Below are 18,399 nucleotides of genomic sequence, written 5' to 3' on the forward strand. Positions count from 1 at the left end.
TGTGTGCGGGCGGTGCGGGACTAGTTTTTGATCTCCAGAGACATTAGCATCCGCTGGACGTTGGCGAATTCCGGGCCTTCGTTGACGTATTTGGCCGCCTGGTCGAGGGTGTCAAATGCCTTGGCCGGCGCAACCTTCTCGTCCGGGGCGAACGCCTTCAGCTCCGTCAGGTCAGCGAAAGAGTAGTCCCCCTTGCCCTCGGGACCGCGGACCAGGTTCTGCAGCGCGCAGGACTTTCCTTCCGTGCCGCCGACGACGTTGGTGATGCCGTAGGAGCCGAAGTATTTGTAGCCCTGGATCACCCTGTACACCGCCCGCGGGTCGATAGTGCCTTCGCCGCCGCGGTGCGGCAGGTCCACCGGGACACTGCTGACGACGACGTACGGTTTCGCGGCGTCGTCAGCGCACGCCGGGGCGGGCCGGGGCGGGAGCCCGGTCTGCAGGGTGGCGAGGTAGCCGCCGTCGGCGTCCTTGACCTCGATCTTGAGGGCACCGGGCAGGGTTCCCTGCTCCGGGGTCACCGACTGGGCGATCCACTCCTGCGGGAGCTCGAAACTGACGGTCTTCGCCGGGTCGGTGAAGACCTTCCAGGCCGCCGCCGTCGAGCCGGGTTCCGCCGCGCCGGAGGCGGTGGACCCCGGTGACGAGCCCGGCGTCGCGCTGCCCGCGGACGGATCGGCCGGGGACCCTGTCCCGTCGGCGCTGGGGCTCGGGGTGCCGGCCGTCCAGGCGGGGGCGCCCTTGCCTTCGCTGCTGCAGCCGGAGAGTGCGGCGACGGCGAGCGTAAGGGCAGCAGCGATGCCGACGCCGCGGGCCGACGTCCGCCGGAAGCTCTCCGTCCCAGTCATGGTGCCAGCGTAGCGGGACATCTGTCCGCCCCCGGTTCCCGGATCAGCGTTTCGTGGAAGCACCCGGAAAACGGCGGTGAAGTCCAGTCCGGGCGGGGCCCGGGACCCGCCGCGGGAAGCGCGGTTCGTCACAGGGAAAGCGGGATACGCTGGGGACATGGCGGATCAGGATTTAGGCTCGACGGATTTCGGAGCCCAGGACGGCGAGGGGGACATCTCCGCCGTCGACATCGCGGACTGGCGGCTCAGGACCTTTGCGCTGTACGCCAACGTGCGGAAGATCGCGGCCGAGGACCCGGCCGAGGCGCATTCCTACTGGCGCCAGGAGCGGGACCGGATGTTCGGCACGCACCCCGCGTCGCCGCTCACGGAGGCCGCCAAGTCCAGCTTCGCCGGGCTGAAGACGGCCGACTACGATCCGATCTACCGCTTCCACATCCCGCTGACGAGCGAGGGTGCAGGGCGGGAAATGAACGTCGAGACCGGCACCGACGGCGTGGTCCGGTTTGTCCGGCTGGGCACCTTCGACCTGCCGGAGCTGGGCCAGCTCGCCGTGTGGAAGCTTCATGGCTACGGCGGCGGCATCTTCGTGCCGTTCCGTGATGCCACCGCCGGGCAGCCCGGCGGCAGCTACGGCGCGGGACGCTACCTGCTGGATACGATCAAGGGCGCCTTCCACGGCGTGCAGGGGTCCGGCCCGGAGGCCGAGTTCGTGGTGGACTTCAACTTCGCGTACAACCCGTCCTGCGCCTACAACGAGGCGTGGGCATGTCCCCTCCCCGGCCCCTCCAACCGCCTCGCCGTGGAGATCCCTGTAGGCGAGCTGTACTGAGCGGATGGATGCCCAGCTCGAGCAGCACTCCCCTGCCCCCGCTCCCGCCTCTGCCTCTGCACCTGCACCTGCACCTGGCGCGTCGTCTTCCCGCCGCCACCGCGGCGTCCTCCGCTACCCGCTGGTCCGGCAGCTGCTGCGGTTCACCGTCGTCGGCATTGTCTGCACCGCAACATCGCTGGCGCTCTATGCCTTCCTGCGTCCGCACCTCGGCTCGCAGCCGGCCAACGCGACGGCACTCATCCTCACGTCGCTGATGAACACGGCCCTGAACCGGCGGCTGACCTTCAAGATCACCGAACGCCACCGGATGAAGCGCGACCACCTCAACGGCCTGATCGTGATCCTGGTGGCGCTGCTGATCACCGGCGGAAGCCTCGGCGTCCTGCACTGGATCAATCCCGCTGCCACCGTCGCCGACGAGCTGTGGACCACCACGCTCTCCGGCTTCGCGGCGACGGCCGTGCGCTTCACCCTGCTGCGGCACTGGATCTTCCGCCGCGCCCGGCACCGCTAGGCTTTCCGCACCCCGCCCCGGAAACACCCCGCTTGCGCTGTCAGATATCGTCCCTTGGGAGGACTCTGAACAGCATTAAGTGACAGGGCAATGGGGGTTAGTCAGGGCGTGCCGGGGTCAGGGGGCGCCGAGGGCCTGGACGCTGCCGACGGCGGCGCGGACCGCGGCGGCCGCCTCCTGCAGCTCGTCGGCCGTGATGGTGGAGTCGAAGCTGAAGCGGACCGCGGTCTGGGCAACCTCGGCGCCGATGCCCATCGCCCGCAGCACCGGGGACGGCTCGTCCGAACCCGCCGCGCAGGCCGAGCCGCTGGAACAGATGACCCCCAGCCGTTCGAGCTCCAGCAGCACGGATTCGCCGCTGGTCCCCGGGAAGCAGAAGGAGGCGACCGAGGGCAGCCGTTCGCTCGGATGGCCGGTGAGGACGGCGCCGGGGACCTGGGCCTGCACCGCGCGGATGAAGTCATCGCGCAGGGCGGCGACGTGTGCCGCCCGCTCCTCCTGTGAGTTCCGGGCGAGGGTGAGCGCTGTCGCGAGGGCCACGGCCCCGGCCACGTTCTCGGTCCCCGACCGGCGCCCGCGTTCCTGCCCGCCGCCGTGGATCACCGGTTCCAGCCGGGTCCGGCTGCGCACGAACAGGGCCCCGCTGCCTTTGGGCGCCCCCAGTTTGTGTCCGGAGATGCTCAGGGCATCCACACCCAGTGCTGCGGTGTCGAGCGGGAGCCAGCCGGCGGCCTGGACGGCGTCGGTATGGAAGGGGATTCCCTGCGCGCGGGCCAGCGCGGCCAGCCGGGCAATCGGCTGCACCGTGCCCACCTCGTTGTTGGCGTACATGATGCTGACCAGGGCGGTCTCCGGCCGGAGCGCAGCGGCGAGGGCCTCCCCGGTGACGCGGCCGCAGGCGTCCACCGGCACCACGTCGACGGCGAAGCCGTGCACACGCTCCAGGTAGCGGGCCGACTCCTCCACGGCGGGATGTTCGACGGCGCTGATCACCACCCGGTCCAGCCGCGGATCCGCCGCCCGGCGGGCCAGGGCGATGCCCTTGACGGCCAGGTTGTCCGCCTCCGTTCCCCCGGAGGTGAACACCACCTCGCCCGGGCGGCAGCCCAGGGCCCGGGCCGTCGCTGCCCGTGCCCCGGCGAGCGCCGTGGCGGCCGCGTCGCCGAGCGAATGGTGGCTCGAGGGGTTCCCGAACTCCCCGGAGAGGAACGGCCACATCGCTTCGAGGACCTCGCGGCGGACCGGGGTGGTGGCCGCCGCGTCGAGGAAAATCATGGCGCCGCCAGGCCGGCCGCCTGCCCGGTCGTCTGCCCGGTCCCGGGTGCACGGCCCTGTCCTGCGCCGAGCCCCGGTTCGGTACCGAGCCCCGGTTCGGTACCGAGCCCCAGCTCAATGTCGAGCCCCAGGTCCAGGGCGGAAACGCTGTGGGTGAGTCCGCCGATCGAGATGACGTCCACTCCGGTGCCGGCGATGCCCGCCACGGTGGCGAGGTTGACGTTGCCGCTGGCCTCGACCCGGGCGCGGCCCGCCACCAGCGCCACTCCGGCGGCCAACTCGGCCAGGCTGAAGTTGTCCAGCATGATGGTGTCCACCCCGGCGGCCAGCACCGGTCCGATCTGGTCCATGCTGTCCACCTCCACCTCGAAGTGCGTGGTGTGCCCGAGCCGGGCCCTGGCCTCCCGCAGCACCGCGGTGAGCTTTGCCGGGTCTCCCCCGGTCAGGACTGCCAAGTGGTTGTCCTTGGCCAGGACCGCGTCCGAGAGTCCAAAGCGGTGGTTGGCTCCGCCGCCGCAGCGGACGGCGTACCGCTCCAGCACCCGCAGCCCCGGCGTCGTCTTGCGGGTATCGGTGATCCGCGCCCCGGTGCCCTCCACGAGGGCGACGAACTCCGCCGTCCTGGTTGCGATGGCGCTCATCCGCTGGACCAGGTTCAGGGCCACACGTTCGGCGAGCAGCACGGCCCGGGCGTTCCCGCTGACCCTCGCGAGCGCCGTGCCGGCGGTAAAGGCGGCACCGTCGGCCACCAGGAGGTCGACGGCGGCGTCCGGGTCGGTGAGCTTCATCGCCGCCGCGAACACCTCCCCGCCGCTGAGCACGCCGGGCACCCGGGCGGCCAGGACCGCGCTCGCCCGCGCGTCCGCCGGGATGAGCGTCTGCGAGGTGATGTCACCGTACGGCGCATCCTCGTCCAGGGCCGCCCGCAGCACGGCGTCGACGGCGGCGGCGGGCAGGGTGCCGGCGAGCGCGGTCGCCGGGAGGGCGCCCTGGCGGGCGGCGGCGGGTGCTGCTGTCATGAGGAGATCCTTTGTTTTGTTCGGGTGCCGGTGGCGTGCCGGTGGCCGTGCGCGCCGGCCTGCGGGGTGGATCGGGCAGGGGCCACGAGCAGGGCGGGGCGGGCGGCAGCGGGGTCAGGGTCCGCGCGGTAGTGGGCACCCACCGAACCGGTCCTCTTCCGCGCCCCTGCCACGAGAAGCCGGGCGGCCAGCAGCAGGTTCCGGTCTTCGTGGGCGGCCTGGTCAAGGGCCTGGCCCCGGTCCGGATTAGCGGACGCCGCGGTGAGGGCCGCAGCCCACTCCGCGAGACGGGCGGCGGCGTCGTCGAGGTCGGCTCCGGTGCGCATCACCCCGGCCGCACCGGTCATGAGGCGCCGCAGGGCGTCCCGGCTGAACGGGACAGGTCGCTGCCCCGCCTCCGCAGCGGGAAGTTCGTCCCTGGCACCGGCGGCCGATGCCGCCGGAGCGGGTTCCGTACCCGCCGCGCCGAGGATCGCCTCGACCGCGCGGCGGCCGAAGACCAGCCCTTCCAGCAGTGAATTGCTCGCCAGCCGGTTGGCGCCCTGCGCGCCCGTGCACGCGACTTCACCGGCCGCGTACAGTCCCGGCACGGAGGTGCGCCCCCAGAGGTCGGTGGACACGCCTCCCATCCAGTAGTGCGCCGCCGGGGATACCGGGAGCGTCTGTGTGGTCCAGTCGTAGCCGGCGGCGCGGGTAGCCGCGGTGATGGTGGGGAAACGCCGGGCCAGGAATCCGGGGCCGCGGGCGGCCTCGATTCCCCGGGCGTCCAGGAAGACGGGGCTGTCCGCCGGTGCACCGGTCGCGGCGAGGTGCAGGGCAATGCTGCGGGAGACGACGTCGCGCGGGGCCAGTTCGGCGTCCGGGTGGTAGTCCGGCATGAAGCGGTAGCCGGCGGCGTCGAGCAGGACAGCGCCCTCGCCGCGGACCGCCTCGGAAATGAGCAGCGCAGGGGGACCCCCGGGGATCTCGTCCGCCGCGAGCGTGGTGGGGTGGAACTGGAAGAATTCCAGGTCCCGGACGGCCGCCTCCGCCCGCCAGGCCAGGGCCAGGCCATCGGCAGTGGCGACGGAGGGGTTGCTGGTCCGGGCGAAGAGCCGTCCGGCCCCGCCGGTGGCCAGGAGCACCGCGTCGGCGTCCAGCCGCCGGGGCTGTCCGTTGCTGGCCAGGTAGGCGACGCCGGTGACCCGGGCGGCGCCCGCCGGGCCCTGGCGGGGGTGTTCGGTGAGCAGGTCCGTGACGAAGGCGCCGGTCTCGACCCGCAACCGGCCGTGGACGGCGCGGTCCAGGACGGCGGCGACGAGGGCGCGGGCGATGCAGGCACCCGTCGCGTCCCCGCCGGCGTGCAGGATGCGGGCTGCGGAGTGAGCCGCCTCGAGGCCGAGCGCCGGGCCCCCGCCGGGTCCGGCGTCAAAGTGCACGCCGTAGCGGCCCAGGCCGGCGATGTCCCGGACGGCCTCGGTGCACAGGACCCGGACGGCCTCCGGGTCGTTGAGGCCGGCGCCGGCGGCGAGGGTGTCGGCGATGTGGGCCGCCACGGAGTCCCCGGGCGCCGCCTCGCCCGGCGCGAGCACGGCCGAGACCCCGCCCTGGGCGTAGAAGGTGTTGCTCTGCTCGAGGCTTCCCTTGCTCAGGAGCACCACCTCGCAGGCCGGCCCGCCGTCCAAAACCGCATCGGAGGCGAGCAGCGCGGCGTACAGCCCGGCAAGGCCGCTGCCCACCACCACTACACGCGGCTGCCTGGTCACGGCCGCGCCGCCAGCATCCGCTCGAGGGCGACGCGTGCCGGGGCGGCGACGGCGTCCTCCACCGTGATGCGGTTGACCACCTCGCCCCGGACCAGCGCCTCCAGGACCCAGGCGAGGTAGCCGGGGTGGATGCGGTACATCGTGGAGCACGGGCAGATCACCGGGTCCAGGCAGAAGATGGTGTGCTGCGGATTCTCCGCGGCCAGCCGGTTCACGAGGTTGATCTCGGTGCCGACGGCGAACGTGGTGGGCTCTGTCGCGGCGGCGATGGCCTTGCGGATGAAGTCCGTGGAGCCCGCGGAGTCAGCCGCGTCGACGACTTCCATCGGGCATTCCGGGTGCACAATCACCTGGACGCCCGGGAACTCGGCGCGGGCCTTCTCGATCTGTCCCACGTTGAAGCGCTTGTGGACAGAGCAGAAGCCGTGCCAGAGGATCACCCGGGAATCAAGCAGGGTCTGTCCGTCGTTGCCGCCGAGGTCCTTGCGCGGGTTCCACATCGGCATCTGCTCCAGAGGCACCCCCATGGCCTTGGCGGTGTTGCGGCCCAGGTGCTGGTCCGGGAAGAACAGCACGCGCTGACCGCGCTCAAAGGCCCACTCCAGGACCGTGGCGGCGTTGGAGGAGGTGCAGACGATCCCGCCGTGCTCGCCGCAGAAGCCCTTGAGGGCGGCCGAGGAGTTCATGTAGGTGACCGGGATGACCGGGACCCGGCCGTCGGCGTCGGGCTCGGTGCCGAACAGTTCCTCGAGCTGTTCCCAGCACTCGGTCACGGAGTCGATGTCCGCCATGTCCGCCATCGAGCAGCCCGCGGCGAGGTTGGGCAGGATCACGGCCTGGTCCGGCCGGGACAGGATGTCCGCGGTCTCGGCCATGAAGTGCACGCCGCAGAAGATGATGGCCTCGGCATCCGGGCGGGTCAGCGCGGCGTTGGCCAGCTGGAACGAGTCCCCCACGAAGTCGGCGTACTCCACCACCTCGTCGCGCTGGTAGAAGTGGCCCAGCACCACGGCGCGGTCCCCGAGCGTTGCCTTGGCGGCCCGGATCCGCGCGTCGAGTTCGGCGTCGCCCGCACGCTTGTACTCCTCGGGCAGCTGGCCCTGCCGGGGGGTCGACGCCGGGGCGAGATCCGCGACGGAGGCGCCGGGGCCGTAGGCGGGCACACCGGCGAGGGCCTCGGCGAGGTCGTAGTCCCAGGGCCCGCGGGCGAGCGCCGGGCTGCAGGTGGAGGCCGTTGCCCTGCTGCTGGCGGCCTGTTCGCGCGTGATCAGCTGGATGGCCGTGTTGACGCTGCTCATGGTGTGCTCCTGTTGTCTGGGTCAAGGCCTGGGCGGCCGGTGAAGCGGTAGAGGCGGGGCGGGCGGTGTTTGCCGCCCTGAAGGTACTGGTCGGTTTCTTCGATTTCGGGCGTGGCCTTGACCTGCCGGCGGAAGTTGGCCGGGTCCAGCTCGCGGTCCAGGACGGCCTCGTAGACCTCCCGGACCTGGGCCAGCGTGAAGTACTCGCCGAGCAGGTGGTAGGCGATGGAGCCGTAGGCCATCTTGTTGCGCAGCCGCCAGAGCGCGTAGTCGATGATCGCGTTGTGGTCGAAGGCCAGTTCGCCGAGCCGGTCCGCGCGGAACCAGCGGACGTTTTCGGATTCGTCGGCGAGCGCGGCCTCGGTGGGCTGCACCAACGCCCAGTACACAATCGAGACGACGCGCTGGGTGGGCGAGCGGTGCAGGCCGCCGAAGGCGTAGAGCTGTTCGAGGTAGCTGGGCGCCAGCCCGGTGGTCTCCTGCAGGTTCCGCGAGGCGGCGTCCTGCAGGGACTCGGAGTGGGTCAGCGGCCCCCCGGGCAGGGCCCACATCCCCTTGAAGGGTTCGCGGATCCGGCGCACCAGCGGGATCCAGAGGGTGGGGCGTCCGGAACGCTCACTGGGGCGGAGGGCGAAGATCACCGTGGAGATGGCCAGCGACGGCGGCGCGAGCTGGCGCTCGGCAACGTTGGCAGCTGTGGTGTAGATGGCGATTCACCCCCGCATTTCCGGGCTCCGGGCGGTCCCCTGGGGCTGCCCGGACGGTCCGGCCGACCGCCGGAGTAGTTATAGTCAAATTGACTAGAACTAATTCTACGACGTTGCCCGCCGGGCGCAAAATGTTTCCTCCCACACCGCCGTCCGGGCGTTCCGGCGTTCGGGCCGCGGCGTGCGCCGGCCGGGAGCGGGCCGGGCTCACCGCCCCGCGGCGGCGGCTTCCAGCAGCGGCAGGGTGCGGCCCTGGAAGTGGGTGTTGAGCACAATCACCGAGGACGAGCGCAGCACCGTCCGGGTGGCGATCATGGCATCCAGCACGCGCTGCAGGTCCGGGTTGGAGCGGGCCGCAATGCGGGCCATCAGGTCCGAGCCGCCGGAGACGGTGTGGATTTCGATCAGTTCCGGGATCGCCGCGAGGGCCTCGACCACCGCGTCGTGCCCGAGGTCCTGGTTGATCGTGAGGGAGCAGAACGCGACGACGGGAAACCCGAAGTGGGCCGGGTCCGGCTGCGGCACCCAGGAGCCGATGACTCCGCTGTCCTGCATCCGGTCCAGCCGTGACTGCACGGTGGCGCGGGCCACGTTGAGCACGCGGGAGGCCTCCAGAACCGAGGCCCGGGGCGAATCGGTGAAGAATCGGACAATCTTCGCATCCAAGGCATCAACGTCCATCGAATATTCCTCCTGCCGACGCATTCGCATCACAAACCGTTCCGGAAACATCGCTCCGGCCTAACAAACTGTCACCATGCTCTCACGGCCGGAGTGCCCGGAAACCGCTCCGGAGCGGTAAATTCAATAGGTCCCATAAGGACTTAGAGATCCAAACCACACGAAGGTTCGCAAGCATGACAATGAAGTCCACCGCGGAGCGCCCCGGCCTGAAACTCGGCCACAGCATGAAGCCACGCCAACTCACCATGATGGGACTCGGCAGCGCCATCGGCGCCGGCCTGTTCCTCGGTTCGGGGGCCGGAGTCCAGGCCGCCGGCCCCGCCGTCCTCATCTCCTACCTCGTCGCCGGAACGCTGATCATCCTCGTGATGTGGGCCCTGGGCGAAATGGCCGCGGCCAACCCCAACAGCGGCGCATTTTCCGTCTACGCCGCCAAGGCCATGGGCAGGACGGCCGGAGCCACCGTGGGCTGGCTCTGGTGGCTTCAGCTGGTGGTGGTGATCGCCGCCGAGGCCCTCGGTGCCGCCGCCCTGCTGTTCACGGTCTGGCCGGTCATTCCCGTCTGGGCCCTGTCACTGATCTTTATGGTCGTGTTCACCGTGATCAACCTCGCCGGGGTGAAGAACTTCGGCGAATTCGAATTCTGGTTCGCCATCCTCAAGGTGGCCGCCATCCTGCTGTTCCTGGGCATCGGCACGGCCCTGCTGCTGGGCTGGCTGCCGGATGTCGAGTCCCCCGGCCTCAGCAACTTCACGACCGATTTCGCCCCCGCCGGCCTAGGCGGCATCGCCTCCGCGCTCTTCGTGGTGATCTTCGCATTCGGCGGCACCGAGATTGTCAGCGTGGCCGCCGCCGAGACCGAGAACCCCCAGCACAGCGTGGGCCAGGCGATCCGCACCGTCGTGTGGCGGATCCTGGTCTTCTACATCGGCTCGGTGTTCGTCATCGCCGCGGTCCTTCCCTCCACCTCGGAGGCTCTCGCCTCGCCGTTCGCCGGCGTCCTGGACATCGCAGGCATCCCCGGCGCCGGCGCCGCCATCACGCTCGTGGCCGTGGTCGCGCTCCTCTCGGCGCTGAATGCGAACCTCTATGGCGCGTCCCGGATGGTCTTCTCGCTGTCCGAACGCGGCGAGGCCCCCCGGTTCCTGTCGAGGATCAACAAGGCGCGGGTGCCGATGCTCGCCGTCGGCGTGTCCGTGGCGTTCGGGTTCCTGGCCGCCGTGCTGGAGCTGCTCTTCCCGGAGAAAATCCTCCCCGCGCTGTTCCAGCTGGTCGGCTCGACCTGCCTGATGGTCTGGGGCTCCGCGCTGGTGTCCCAGCTGATCCTGCGCCGCCGCGCGGACCGCGACGGCACGGTCCTGCCGCTGCGGATGAAGGGCTTCCCGGGCCTGACGATCTTCGGCCTGGTGCTCCTGGCCCTGATCTTCGCCGTCGGCTTCAGCAGCCCGGAGAGCAGCAAGCAGCTCGTCAGCACCATTATCCTGGTCGCCGGCATCGCCGCGGCCTGCTGGATCGGCGCCCGGCTCACCCGCAACCGCGGCACGGCACCGGCCGAGCAGGTTGAACACGCCGACGCCGGGAAGTAGCAGGCCCAGGCCGCACACCTGACCAGACTGCACAGACTGCAATGCCGGTAGCCTATCCGGCTGGCACTCTTGTGCAGTCTGGTCAGTGATTTAACCGCTGATTGCACAGCACTTGCCGGGTGACTAGGGTCACAGGCATGGACACACTTCCCGTGGATTCCGGCGATGCCGCCGGACCGCTCACTCCCGCCCAGCTCCGCGAACTCTATTCGCTGATGGTGGCCGTCCGTCACCTCGATACCTCGGCCATCGCCTGGCAGCGCCAGGGCATCATCCCCGGCTACGCGCCCGAACTCGGCCAGGAGGCGGCCCAGGTGGGCAGCGGCTACGCCGTGGACACCACCCGGGACTTCGTTTTCCCCACCTACCGGGAGATGGGCGTGGCCCGCACCATGGGCGTGGACATGGTGGCCTACATGTCCACCCACAAGGCCACCTGGCACGGCGGCCTCTACGACCCGCTGGAATCCCGGCTCGCCCCGATCCAGGCCGTTGTGGCCGGCTCCGTGCTGCATGCGGTCGGCTGGGCCCACGGCCAGACGCTGGACGGCACCGACGGCGTCGCGCTGACCTACTTCGGCGACGGCGCCTCCTCCCAGGGCGATGTCCACGAAGCCCTGAACTTCGCCGCGGTGATGAAGGCCCCCGTGGTGTTCTTCGTCCAGAACAACGGCTGGGCGATCTCGGTTCCCACCGAACGCCAGGTTGCCGGCGGCTCCGTCGCCGCCCGCGCCGCCGGCTACGGCATGCCGGCGCTGCAGGTCGACGGCGACGACGTGGTCGCCGTCGTCGAGGCCACCCGCCGCGCCTTCGCGCACGCGCGGGCCGGGAACGGCCCCGTGCTCATCGAGGCCATGACCTACCGCCGGGGTCCGCACTCGACCTCGGATGACCCGGGACGCTACCGCTCGCTCGACGAGGAGCGCGACGGCGCCGGCACCGACCCGCTGGAGCGCTTCCGGCAGCGGCTGCTCGCCGACGGCATCGCCGACGAGGCCTTCTTCGCCGGGGCCCTCGCCGCGGCCAAGGCCGAGGAGGAACAGATCCGCACCGGCATCCAGGCGCTCGGCTCCCGCCCCGGCACCGAAATGTTTGACCTGGTCTTCCAGGAAACCACCCCTGCCCTGCAGGCCCAGGCCGCCAACTGGCGCGAGGAGTCCGAACATGTCTAACTCGATTCTCGAAGGCGCAAACGCTACCGGCGAAAGCACAGGCAAAAAAACTGCCGAGAAAACTGCCACAAGCGCCGGCACGCCGGCTTCCACCACGGTGATGTCCATGCAGCAGGCCCTCAACCGGGCCCTCGACGAGGTGCTCGCGGAAAACCCGAAGACCCTGATCTTCGGCGAGGACTGCGGCCGGCTCGGCGGCGTCTTCCGCATCACCGACGGCCTGCAGGCCAAACACGGCGAGCAGCGCGTCTTCGACACACCGCTGGCCGAATCCGGCATTCTCGGCATGTCCGTGGGCCTGGCCATGGCCGGCTTCCACCCCATCCCGGAGGTCCAGTTCGACGGGTTCGCCTACCCCGCCATCAACCAGATCGTCTGCCAGATCGCCCGGATGAACTACCGCAGCCGCGGCACCCTCCCCATGCCCATCACCTTGCGGGTTCCCAGCTTCGGCGGCATCCGCGCTCCCGAACACCACGGCGAAAGCCTCGAGGCGCTCTTCGCGCACGTCCCCGGCCTCAAGGTGGTGTCCCCGTCGAACCCGCACGAGGCGTACCACCTGCTCAAGTACGCCGCGACGCGGCCGGACCCGGTGATCTTCATGGAGCCCAAGTCGCGGTACTGGCAGAAGGGCGAGGTGGTTCCCGCCCGCCACGATGCCGCCGGCGGCTCCCCCACCGGGGCGAAGGTCATGCGCGAGGGCCGGCACCTGACCCTCGTCGGGTGGGGCGCCATGGTGGCCCGGTGCCTCCAGGTGGCCGAACTCGCCGCCGAGGACGGGATCGACATCGAGGTCCTGGACCTGCGCTGGCTCAAGCCGATCGACGCCGCGGCCCTGGCCGCCTCCGTGCGCAAGACGCGCCGTGCCGTCGTCGTCCACGAGGCGCCGCTCACTTCCGGCCTGGGCGCCGAGGTGGCCCAGCTGATCACCCAGAGCTGCTTCGACACGCTCCGGGCCCCGGTGGAAAGGGTCACCGGCTTCGATGTCCCGTACCCCTCGGGTGACCTGGAGGACGAATACATCCCGAACATTGACCGGATCCTTTTCGGGATCCAGCGAGTATTGGAGTACAAACGTGGCTGAAATTTCCTTCCCGCTCCCGGATCTCGGCGAGGGCCTGATCGAGGCAACCGTGCTCGAATGGCTTGTGGCCCCGGGCGACCAGGTGGAGCGCAACCAGCCCCTCGTCGAGGTCGAAACCACCAAATCAGCGGTTGAATTGCCCAGTCCGCAGGCAGGTAAAGTGGTGCGTATCCACGGCGGGCCCGGCGACAAGATCAATGTCGGCGAGCCCCTGATTGTGTTTGAGGTGCCGGACAACACCGCCGGCATTGTGGGCACGGTCCCGAAGGAAGAGGCACCGAAGCGCCGGGTCCGCCTGAGCGCCGTACTTGATGAGGACTGACACCATGAGCGGCAGACACACCGGCGAACAGCATTCCCACACCGTCGAGGGCACCGACCCCCAGCTGTACGTCGGGGTGCACGAGCCCGGGTCCGACGCCGGACTGCGCCCGGTGCTGCTGCTGCACGGGTTCTCCTCCTCCTCCAAGCTCAACTGGGAGGACACCGGCTGGCTCACCGCGCTGCTGGAGGCCGGCCGCCGCGTCATCACCGTGGACCTGCCCGGCCACGGCCGCAGCGGCGCCCCCGAGGACATGGACTCCTACACGCCCAGCAGGATCCGGGCGGATCTGCTGCAGATCGCGTTCGACGCCGGCGTCCGTCCCCTGCGCGACGGCGACCCGTCCAGCGGGCTGGACCTGATCGGCTACTCGCTCGGCTCCCGGCTCGCCTGGGAGTTCGGCGCCACCCAGCACGAGCTGGTGCACCGGCTCGTCCTGGGCGGGCCCAATGTCTCGGATCCGCTGGCCGACTTCGACCTCGTCGCCGCGCAGCGCCACCTGGCCGACGGCACCCCGATCGCGGACGCATCCACCGCCGGACTGCTGAAGATGGCGCAGGCGCTGCCCAGCAACAACATCTTCTCGCTGCTGTCCCTCGTGGAAGCCGTCAAAAGCGAGCCGTTTGACCCCGCCGAGGCCGTGCCGCATATGCCGATGCTGCTGGTGGCCGGGGAAAAGGACGACCGTGCCGCGTCGATGCCGGAACTCGCGGCGCTGGGCGCCAAGGCCGGCGCCATGGTCGAGCAGCTGGTCCTGCCGGGCCGGAACCACACCAACGCCATCACCAGCCGCGCGTTCAAGCAGGGGGCCATCAGCTTCCTGGGCGTCTGATCCCGGAACCGGAAGAGGCTCTCCATGGGCATGCGCTTCACCGACCGCGGGGAGGCCGGCAGGCTCCTGGCCGCCGCCCTCCCCCAGTTCCGCGGGCGCCCGGACGCTGTGCTGCTGGGCCTGGCCCGCGGCGGTGTCCAGGTCGCCGCCGAGGCCGCCGCGGCGCTCGGGCTGCCCTGGGACGTGCTGCCGGTGCGCAAGCTGGGGATTCCCGGGCACGCGGAAACGGCCTTCGGTGCGCTGGCCGCGGTCAACGGCCGGGTGGTGCAGGTGCTGAACCGGCCCTTTGTGGACCAGCTCCTGGACCTGGGGATCACCCAGGCGGCCCTCGATGAGGTTGCGCGGGTCGAGCAGGCGGAACTGGAGCGCCGCGCCGGCGCGTATCCCGGGCCGCGGCTTCCGCTGGCCGGCAGAACCGTGATCGTGGTCGACGACGGAATGGCCACCGGAGCGACGATGCGGGCAGCCGTCGAGGCGGTGCGGGCGGCCGGCGCGGCGGCCGTCGTCGTCGGGGTCCCGGTCGCCTCGCTGGAGGCACAGACCTCCCTGCAGCAGATCGCGGACGCCGTCTTTGCCCTGTTCATCCCCGGCCAGTTCCGGGCCGTCGGCAGCTACTACCGCGCCTTCGGCCAGGTGCGGGACGGCGACGTCGTCCGGCTGCTGGATGCCCGTCCCGAATGATCGGCACCGCGGGGCCACGGACCCGCGCGGAAGCCCCGGACGGACCGTGTCTGACCCCGCGTTGGATTGGCACGTTGGGTTAACGACGGGAGGGGCACGGACCTTTCGGCCCGCGCCCCTCCCGTGCTTGCATGCTTGCTGCTAGTGCCTAGCCGCGACATCCGTTGCGCCGTGGCTGACGCCGAGCGGACGGCCCCTGGTTTCCCCGGCCAGCAGGACGCCGGCCGCGGAGATAACGCAGAGGATCATGATGTAGATGCCGATGGAACCGGTCCACCCGGTGCCCTGCAGCAGGGCCTCCGCGATGGTGGCCGCGAACGCACCGCCCAGGATGGCGCCGAAGGCGTAGCCGATCGAGATGCCCGAGTAGCGCACGTTCGCCGGGAACATCTCGGCGTACATCGCGGACATCGGGCCGTAGGACAGGCCCAGGCCGATGGTCAGGACGAACAGCGCGACGCCGTAGAGCAGGATGTTCTTGGTGTCGATCAGGGCGAACATCGGGATCATCCAGGCGAAGACGATGCCGTAGCCGATCAGGAAGGTCTTGACGCGGCCGATCTTGTCCGACAGCCAGCCGCCGACCAGGGTGAAGATCAGCCAGCCGAAGGAGGCCAGCGTGGTGGCCAGCAGGATCTGCGCGACCGGCATCTTCAGGGACTTGGTGGCGTAGGAGATGAAGAAGGCGATCAGCAGGTAGCCGGCGGCGTTGTTGCCGATGAAGATCATCGTCGAGTAGAGGACGGCCTTCTTGTGCTTGCGGATGAGCTCGCCGAGCGGAGCCCGGCTCTCTTCCTTGCGTTCCTGCATCTCCTTGAAGACGGGGCTCTCGGCCACGGCGCGGCGGATCAGGTAGCCGACGACGATCAGCACGATGGACAGCAGGAACGGCACACGCCAGCCCCAGGAGGCGAAGTCTTCCTTGGACATGGACGTGTTGAGGAAGTACAGCAGGCCGGTGGCGAGGATCATGCCGACCGGAACACCGATCTGCGGGTACGCGCCGAACAGTCCGCGCTTGCTCTTGGGAGCATGCTCGACGGCCATCAGGGCGGCGCCGCCCCATTCACCGCCGGCGGAGAAGCCCTGGATGATGCGGAGCAGGATCAGCAGGATCGGGGCCCAGACGCCGATCTGGGCGTAGGTCGGCAGCATACCGATCAGCGCCGTGGCGGCACCCATCATGATGAGGGTGAAGACCAGCATGGCCTTGCGGCCCAGGCGGTCACCCAGGTGGCCGGCGACGATGGCGCCGAGCGGGCGGAACAGGAAGCTGATGCCGATCAGGGCAAAGGACAGGATCTGTGCCAGGCCGGGGTTGGAGGCGTTCAGCGGCGCCAGGAACAGCGGTGACAGCAGCGTGGCTGTCAGCTGGGCGAAGATGAAGAAGTCGTACCACTCGATGGTGGTCCCGACCAAGGTGCCCGCGAGGACCTTGCGTTCCTCATGCTTGCTGCTGGGGCCTGCCTCAGAATCGACACGTGAAGTTGCGGTCATTGGAACTCCGTTGCTGGGGGCAGAGGTACTGCCCGGGTGGGTGCGGTGCGAATAACTGAATGCCTCTAGCATTTACTGATCGAACGGTCAGTTAGTATTCAGAATCTTACTATGAAATGTGTGATAGGGCACACATCCCTGGGAAAAAAGCTTTGCCGCTGCCAAAAGTGACGGGAAAGCCTGTCTCCGGGGGTCAGTCGGTGCGGTTCAGGAACTCCCGCACCCGGGCCCGAACGGGCCCGCGGTCGTAGCTGTTCACCATGGCGCCGGCCATCCGGACCGGGTCCCCGAAGAAGAAGTATTCATAGAGCGACTGCCGGCCGGAGAAGCCGGAGACCGAGGCGTCGAAGGCGAGCTTGAACAGCCGGACGCGCTCCGGGCCGGTCAGCGACTTGCCCTGCAGGTACATCTCGATGTCAGCCCGAGCGTCGCTGTTGACGTCCGCCTCGCCGGGGAGCGCCATCAGGCCGGAAGCGGAAAACTTGCGGATGATCTGCGGGAAGCGCTGGGCGACCTTCGGGTACCAGTTGCGGGCGGCGTTCAGCGTGGACCACTTCGGCAGCATGACGCCGGCGTCGTTGAGCGCCGCATCAGCCTCCGAGGCCCGGACCAGCGCCCGGCCGATTTCGACGTCGACAATCAGTTCGGCGATGTCCTCCTGGATGTGCTGGAAGCCGTCGATGCCGATCGAGTCGGCGAGTTCGGAGGCCAGGCCCAGGAAGAACTCGCTCTTGGCGATGGTGCGCGTGACCACCTGGTGGGTCATGAGGGCGCCGGCCCCGGTTTCGGAGTAGAAACCGTTGCACAGCTGCGGGTTGCCGAGCATGAAGATGCGCTCATTGGGGACGAAGACATGGTCAAAGACCGCGACGGCGTCCATTTCCTCATAGCGGGACGCGAGCGGCTCGTCGTGGGTGCTGCCGCCGTTGTACAGCGAGGTCCGGCACAGGTAGCGCAGGCCCGGCGTGTCGTTGGGGATGGCGAAGGCGTAGGAGTACGGGGCGTCCTCCGGGGTGCCGCGGAGCACCGTGGAGGGGAAGACGAGCAGCTCGTCCGCGATTGGGGCGATGGTGGCCAGCATCCGGGCGCCCTGGATGACAATGCCGTCCTCGCGCTCCTCGACAATCCGGGCCGACAGCTGGCCGCCGAGCTGCTCTGAGCCGGAGACGGAGCGGTTGGCCTGCGGCGGGATCAGCGTGTGCGTGGCAAGGATGTCATTTTCCCGGGCCCACTCGTAGTAGTTGCGGATGTTCTCGCCGAATTTCGGATCGGCCTGGGAAAACCACTTCCCGGCGGTGCTGAGGGCGGTGAGCGAGGAGTTCATGTAGTCGCCGGAGCGTCCCAGGAAGCCATTGGAGTACTCGGCCCAGGTCGAAATGGCACGGCGGCGGCGGGTGAGGTCCTCGACGGTCTTCGGCACCAGGAAGGAGGCGTTGACGAGGTCGCCGCTGGTGGGCGAGGTGTACGTCAGCGCGTCCTGGTATTTCGGGTCATGCTGCATGTCGAAGAGCCTGGCGTAGGAGCGCGCCACGTTGCGGAACGCGGGGTGCTCGGCGACTTTTTCGCTGACAACCTCACCGTCGATCACCACGTGGGGCGTCATGGCGTTGAGTTTGTCCAGGTACTGCTGTCCGGTACGGATACCCATTGTTGTTCCTCCAGTCGTCGTTGAGCTGAATCGAAATCAGAGCAGGTCTTCCATGCCCAGCTGGCTCTCCGGGATGGTGGTGAACGTACTGTTCGCGTAGGCCAGCGCATCGCCGTTGCGGTAGTTGAAATCCACGACCTCACCGAGGTAGAGCGTGTGGTCGCCGCCGTCGTACGCCGCCCAGGGCTTGCACTCAAAGTAGGCGAGCACATGGGAAAGCCGCGGGGCCGTTCCGCCCTCCACCCACAGCGGCTCGGGTCCGGGACGGCCGGCAAAGTGCATCGCGAGGTGCCGCTGCTCCGCACCCAGGATGTTGACCGTGAAGGGCCGGCCGGCAAGCTCGTCGTGTGCCTTCGCGGTGCGGGCGATGCTCACGAGCACCAGGGGCGGCTCCATGGACACCGAGGTGAAGGAGTTGACGGTGATGCCGTGGCGCTTCGTGGCGCCGTCAAAGGTCACAATCGCCACCCCGGTGGCGAACCGGCCCAGGCTGCCGCGGAAGTGGTGGGCCCGCTCGCCGGGCGTGCGACCCGGCTCAACCGGGACAGGCCCAGTGCGGGGCTTGGCAATCATCAGTGATCCCTTGCGTTGCGTGACGGCTGGTTGCTGGGGGTGCGGATCGTCGGTAGAAGTTCTATAATCGAACGAGTAA

The 18,399-nt window shown here is 69.5% G+C and carries 18 protein-coding genes; 8 read left to right on the forward strand and 10 right to left on the reverse strand.

Going from position 1 to position 18,399, the window contains the following annotated elements; translation table 11 throughout:
* Window positions 1-20 precede the first annotated feature (20 nt).
* Window positions 21-848 (reverse strand): hypothetical protein, encoded by an 828-nt coding sequence (locus AC06G6_RS12665; protein ID WP_479822538.1) that lies wholly within the window; start codon window positions 846-848, stop codon window positions 21-23.
* A gap of 157 nt (window positions 849-1,005) precedes the next feature.
* On the opposite strand from AC06G6_RS12665, the gene AC06G6_RS12670 reads away from it, so the two are divergent.
* Window positions 1,006-1,680: a DUF1684 domain-containing protein gene (locus AC06G6_RS12670; protein ID WP_479822540.1), complete on the forward strand. Its 675-nt coding sequence runs from the start codon at window positions 1,006-1,008 to the stop codon at window positions 1,678-1,680.
* A 4-nt stretch (window positions 1,681-1,684) separates the two neighbouring features.
* Window positions 1,685-2,197: a GtrA family protein gene (locus tag AC06G6_RS12675; protein ID WP_479822542.1), complete on the forward strand. Its 513-nt coding sequence runs from the start codon at window positions 1,685-1,687 to the stop codon at window positions 2,195-2,197.
* 117 nt (window positions 2,198-2,314) lie between these two features.
* On the opposite strand, the gene AC06G6_RS12680 is transcribed toward AC06G6_RS12675, so the two are convergent.
* From AC06G6_RS12680 to AC06G6_RS12705, 6 genes are all read right to left on the reverse strand, one after another.
* Entirely contained in the window at window positions 2,315-3,472 is a 1,158-nt protein-coding gene (locus tag AC06G6_RS12680; protein WP_479822544.1) for a cysteine desulfurase family protein, read from the reverse strand.
* Window positions 3,469-4,491 carry a carboxylating nicotinate-nucleotide diphosphorylase gene (nadC, locus tag AC06G6_RS12685; protein ID WP_479822547.1) on the reverse strand — a complete coding sequence of 341 codons (1,023 nt, stop codon included), beginning with the start codon at window positions 4,489-4,491 and terminating at the stop codon, window positions 3,469-3,471. The genes AC06G6_RS12680 and nadC overlap by 4 nt, the downstream gene beginning before the upstream one ends.
* Window positions 4,488-6,236: an L-aspartate oxidase gene (gene nadB / locus AC06G6_RS12690; RefSeq protein ID WP_479822549.1), complete on the reverse strand. Its 1,749-nt coding sequence runs from the start codon at window positions 6,234-6,236 to the stop codon at window positions 4,488-4,490. The genes nadC and nadB overlap by 4 nt, the downstream gene beginning before the upstream one ends.
* Window positions 6,233-7,534, reverse strand: a complete 1,302-nt coding sequence (gene nadA, locus AC06G6_RS12695; protein ID WP_479822551.1) for a quinolinate synthase NadA — start codon at window positions 7,532-7,534, stop codon at window positions 6,233-6,235. The genes nadB and nadA overlap by 4 nt, the downstream gene beginning before the upstream one ends.
* Entirely contained in the window at window positions 7,531-8,241 is a 711-nt protein-coding gene (locus AC06G6_RS12700) for an NUDIX hydrolase (RefSeq protein WP_307460573.1), read from the reverse strand. Before AC06G6_RS12700 ends, nadA begins: the two co-directional genes overlap by 4 nt.
* Window positions 8,242-8,448: 207 nt before the next feature.
* On the reverse strand, window positions 8,449-8,922 hold the full coding sequence (locus AC06G6_RS12705; protein ID WP_479822553.1) for an Lrp/AsnC family transcriptional regulator: 474 nt from the start codon (window positions 8,920-8,922) through the stop codon (window positions 8,449-8,451).
* Between the two features lie 176 nt (window positions 8,923-9,098).
* Here AC06G6_RS12705 and AC06G6_RS12710 point away from each other — a divergent pair, with 176 nt between their 5' ends.
* From AC06G6_RS12710 to AC06G6_RS12735, 6 genes are all read left to right on the forward strand, one after another.
* The gene (locus tag AC06G6_RS12710) at window positions 9,099-10,511 is read left to right on the forward strand and encodes an amino acid permease (RefSeq protein ID WP_479822557.1); all 1,413 of its coding nucleotides are present in this window, start codon (window positions 9,099-9,101) and stop codon (window positions 10,509-10,511) included.
* A gap of 137 nt (window positions 10,512-10,648) precedes the next feature.
* Complete coding sequence (locus AC06G6_RS12715) at window positions 10,649-11,683, forward strand: thiamine pyrophosphate-dependent enzyme (RefSeq protein WP_479822559.1); 1,035 nt, start codon at window positions 10,649-10,651, stop codon at window positions 11,681-11,683.
* A gap of 100 nt (window positions 11,684-11,783) precedes the next feature.
* A complete protein-coding gene (locus AC06G6_RS12720) occupies window positions 11,784-12,767 on the forward strand; it encodes an alpha-ketoacid dehydrogenase subunit beta (protein ID WP_479828662.1) in 984 nt (327 codons plus the stop codon).
* Complete coding sequence (locus AC06G6_RS12725; protein WP_056426240.1) at window positions 12,760-13,089, forward strand: biotin/lipoyl-containing protein; 330 nt, start codon at window positions 12,760-12,762, stop codon at window positions 13,087-13,089. The genes AC06G6_RS12720 and AC06G6_RS12725 overlap by 8 nt, the downstream gene beginning before the upstream one ends.
* A 4-nt stretch (window positions 13,090-13,093) precedes the next feature.
* Window positions 13,094-13,921, forward strand: coding sequence for an alpha/beta fold hydrolase (locus AC06G6_RS12730; RefSeq protein WP_307459543.1), 828 nt, complete (start codon window positions 13,094-13,096; stop codon window positions 13,919-13,921).
* A 24-nt stretch (window positions 13,922-13,945) separates the two neighbouring features.
* The gene (locus AC06G6_RS12735) at window positions 13,946-14,602 is read left to right on the forward strand and encodes a phosphoribosyltransferase (protein WP_479822562.1); all 657 of its coding nucleotides are present in this window, start codon (window positions 13,946-13,948) and stop codon (window positions 14,600-14,602) included.
* 141 nt (window positions 14,603-14,743) lie between these two features.
* On the opposite strand, the gene AC06G6_RS12740 is transcribed toward AC06G6_RS12735, so the two are convergent.
* From AC06G6_RS12740 to AC06G6_RS12750, 3 genes are all read right to left on the reverse strand, one after another.
* On the reverse strand, window positions 14,744-16,099 hold the full coding sequence (locus AC06G6_RS12740; protein ID WP_479822565.1) for an MFS transporter: 1,356 nt from the start codon (window positions 16,097-16,099) through the stop codon (window positions 14,744-14,746).
* Between the two features lie 193 nt (window positions 16,100-16,292).
* Entirely contained in the window at window positions 16,293-17,747 is a 1,455-nt protein-coding gene (hpaB, locus tag AC06G6_RS12745) for a 4-hydroxyphenylacetate 3-monooxygenase, oxygenase component (protein ID WP_479822567.1), read from the reverse strand.
* Window positions 17,748-17,783: 36 nt separating this feature from the next.
* Window positions 17,784-18,320 (reverse strand): flavin reductase family protein, encoded by a 537-nt coding sequence (locus tag AC06G6_RS12750; protein ID WP_479822571.1) that lies wholly within the window; start codon window positions 18,318-18,320, stop codon window positions 17,784-17,786.
* Window positions 18,321-18,399: the final 79 nt, after the last annotated feature.

It is taken from the genome of Arthrobacter sp. CJL-S3, from assembly GCF_056711635.1.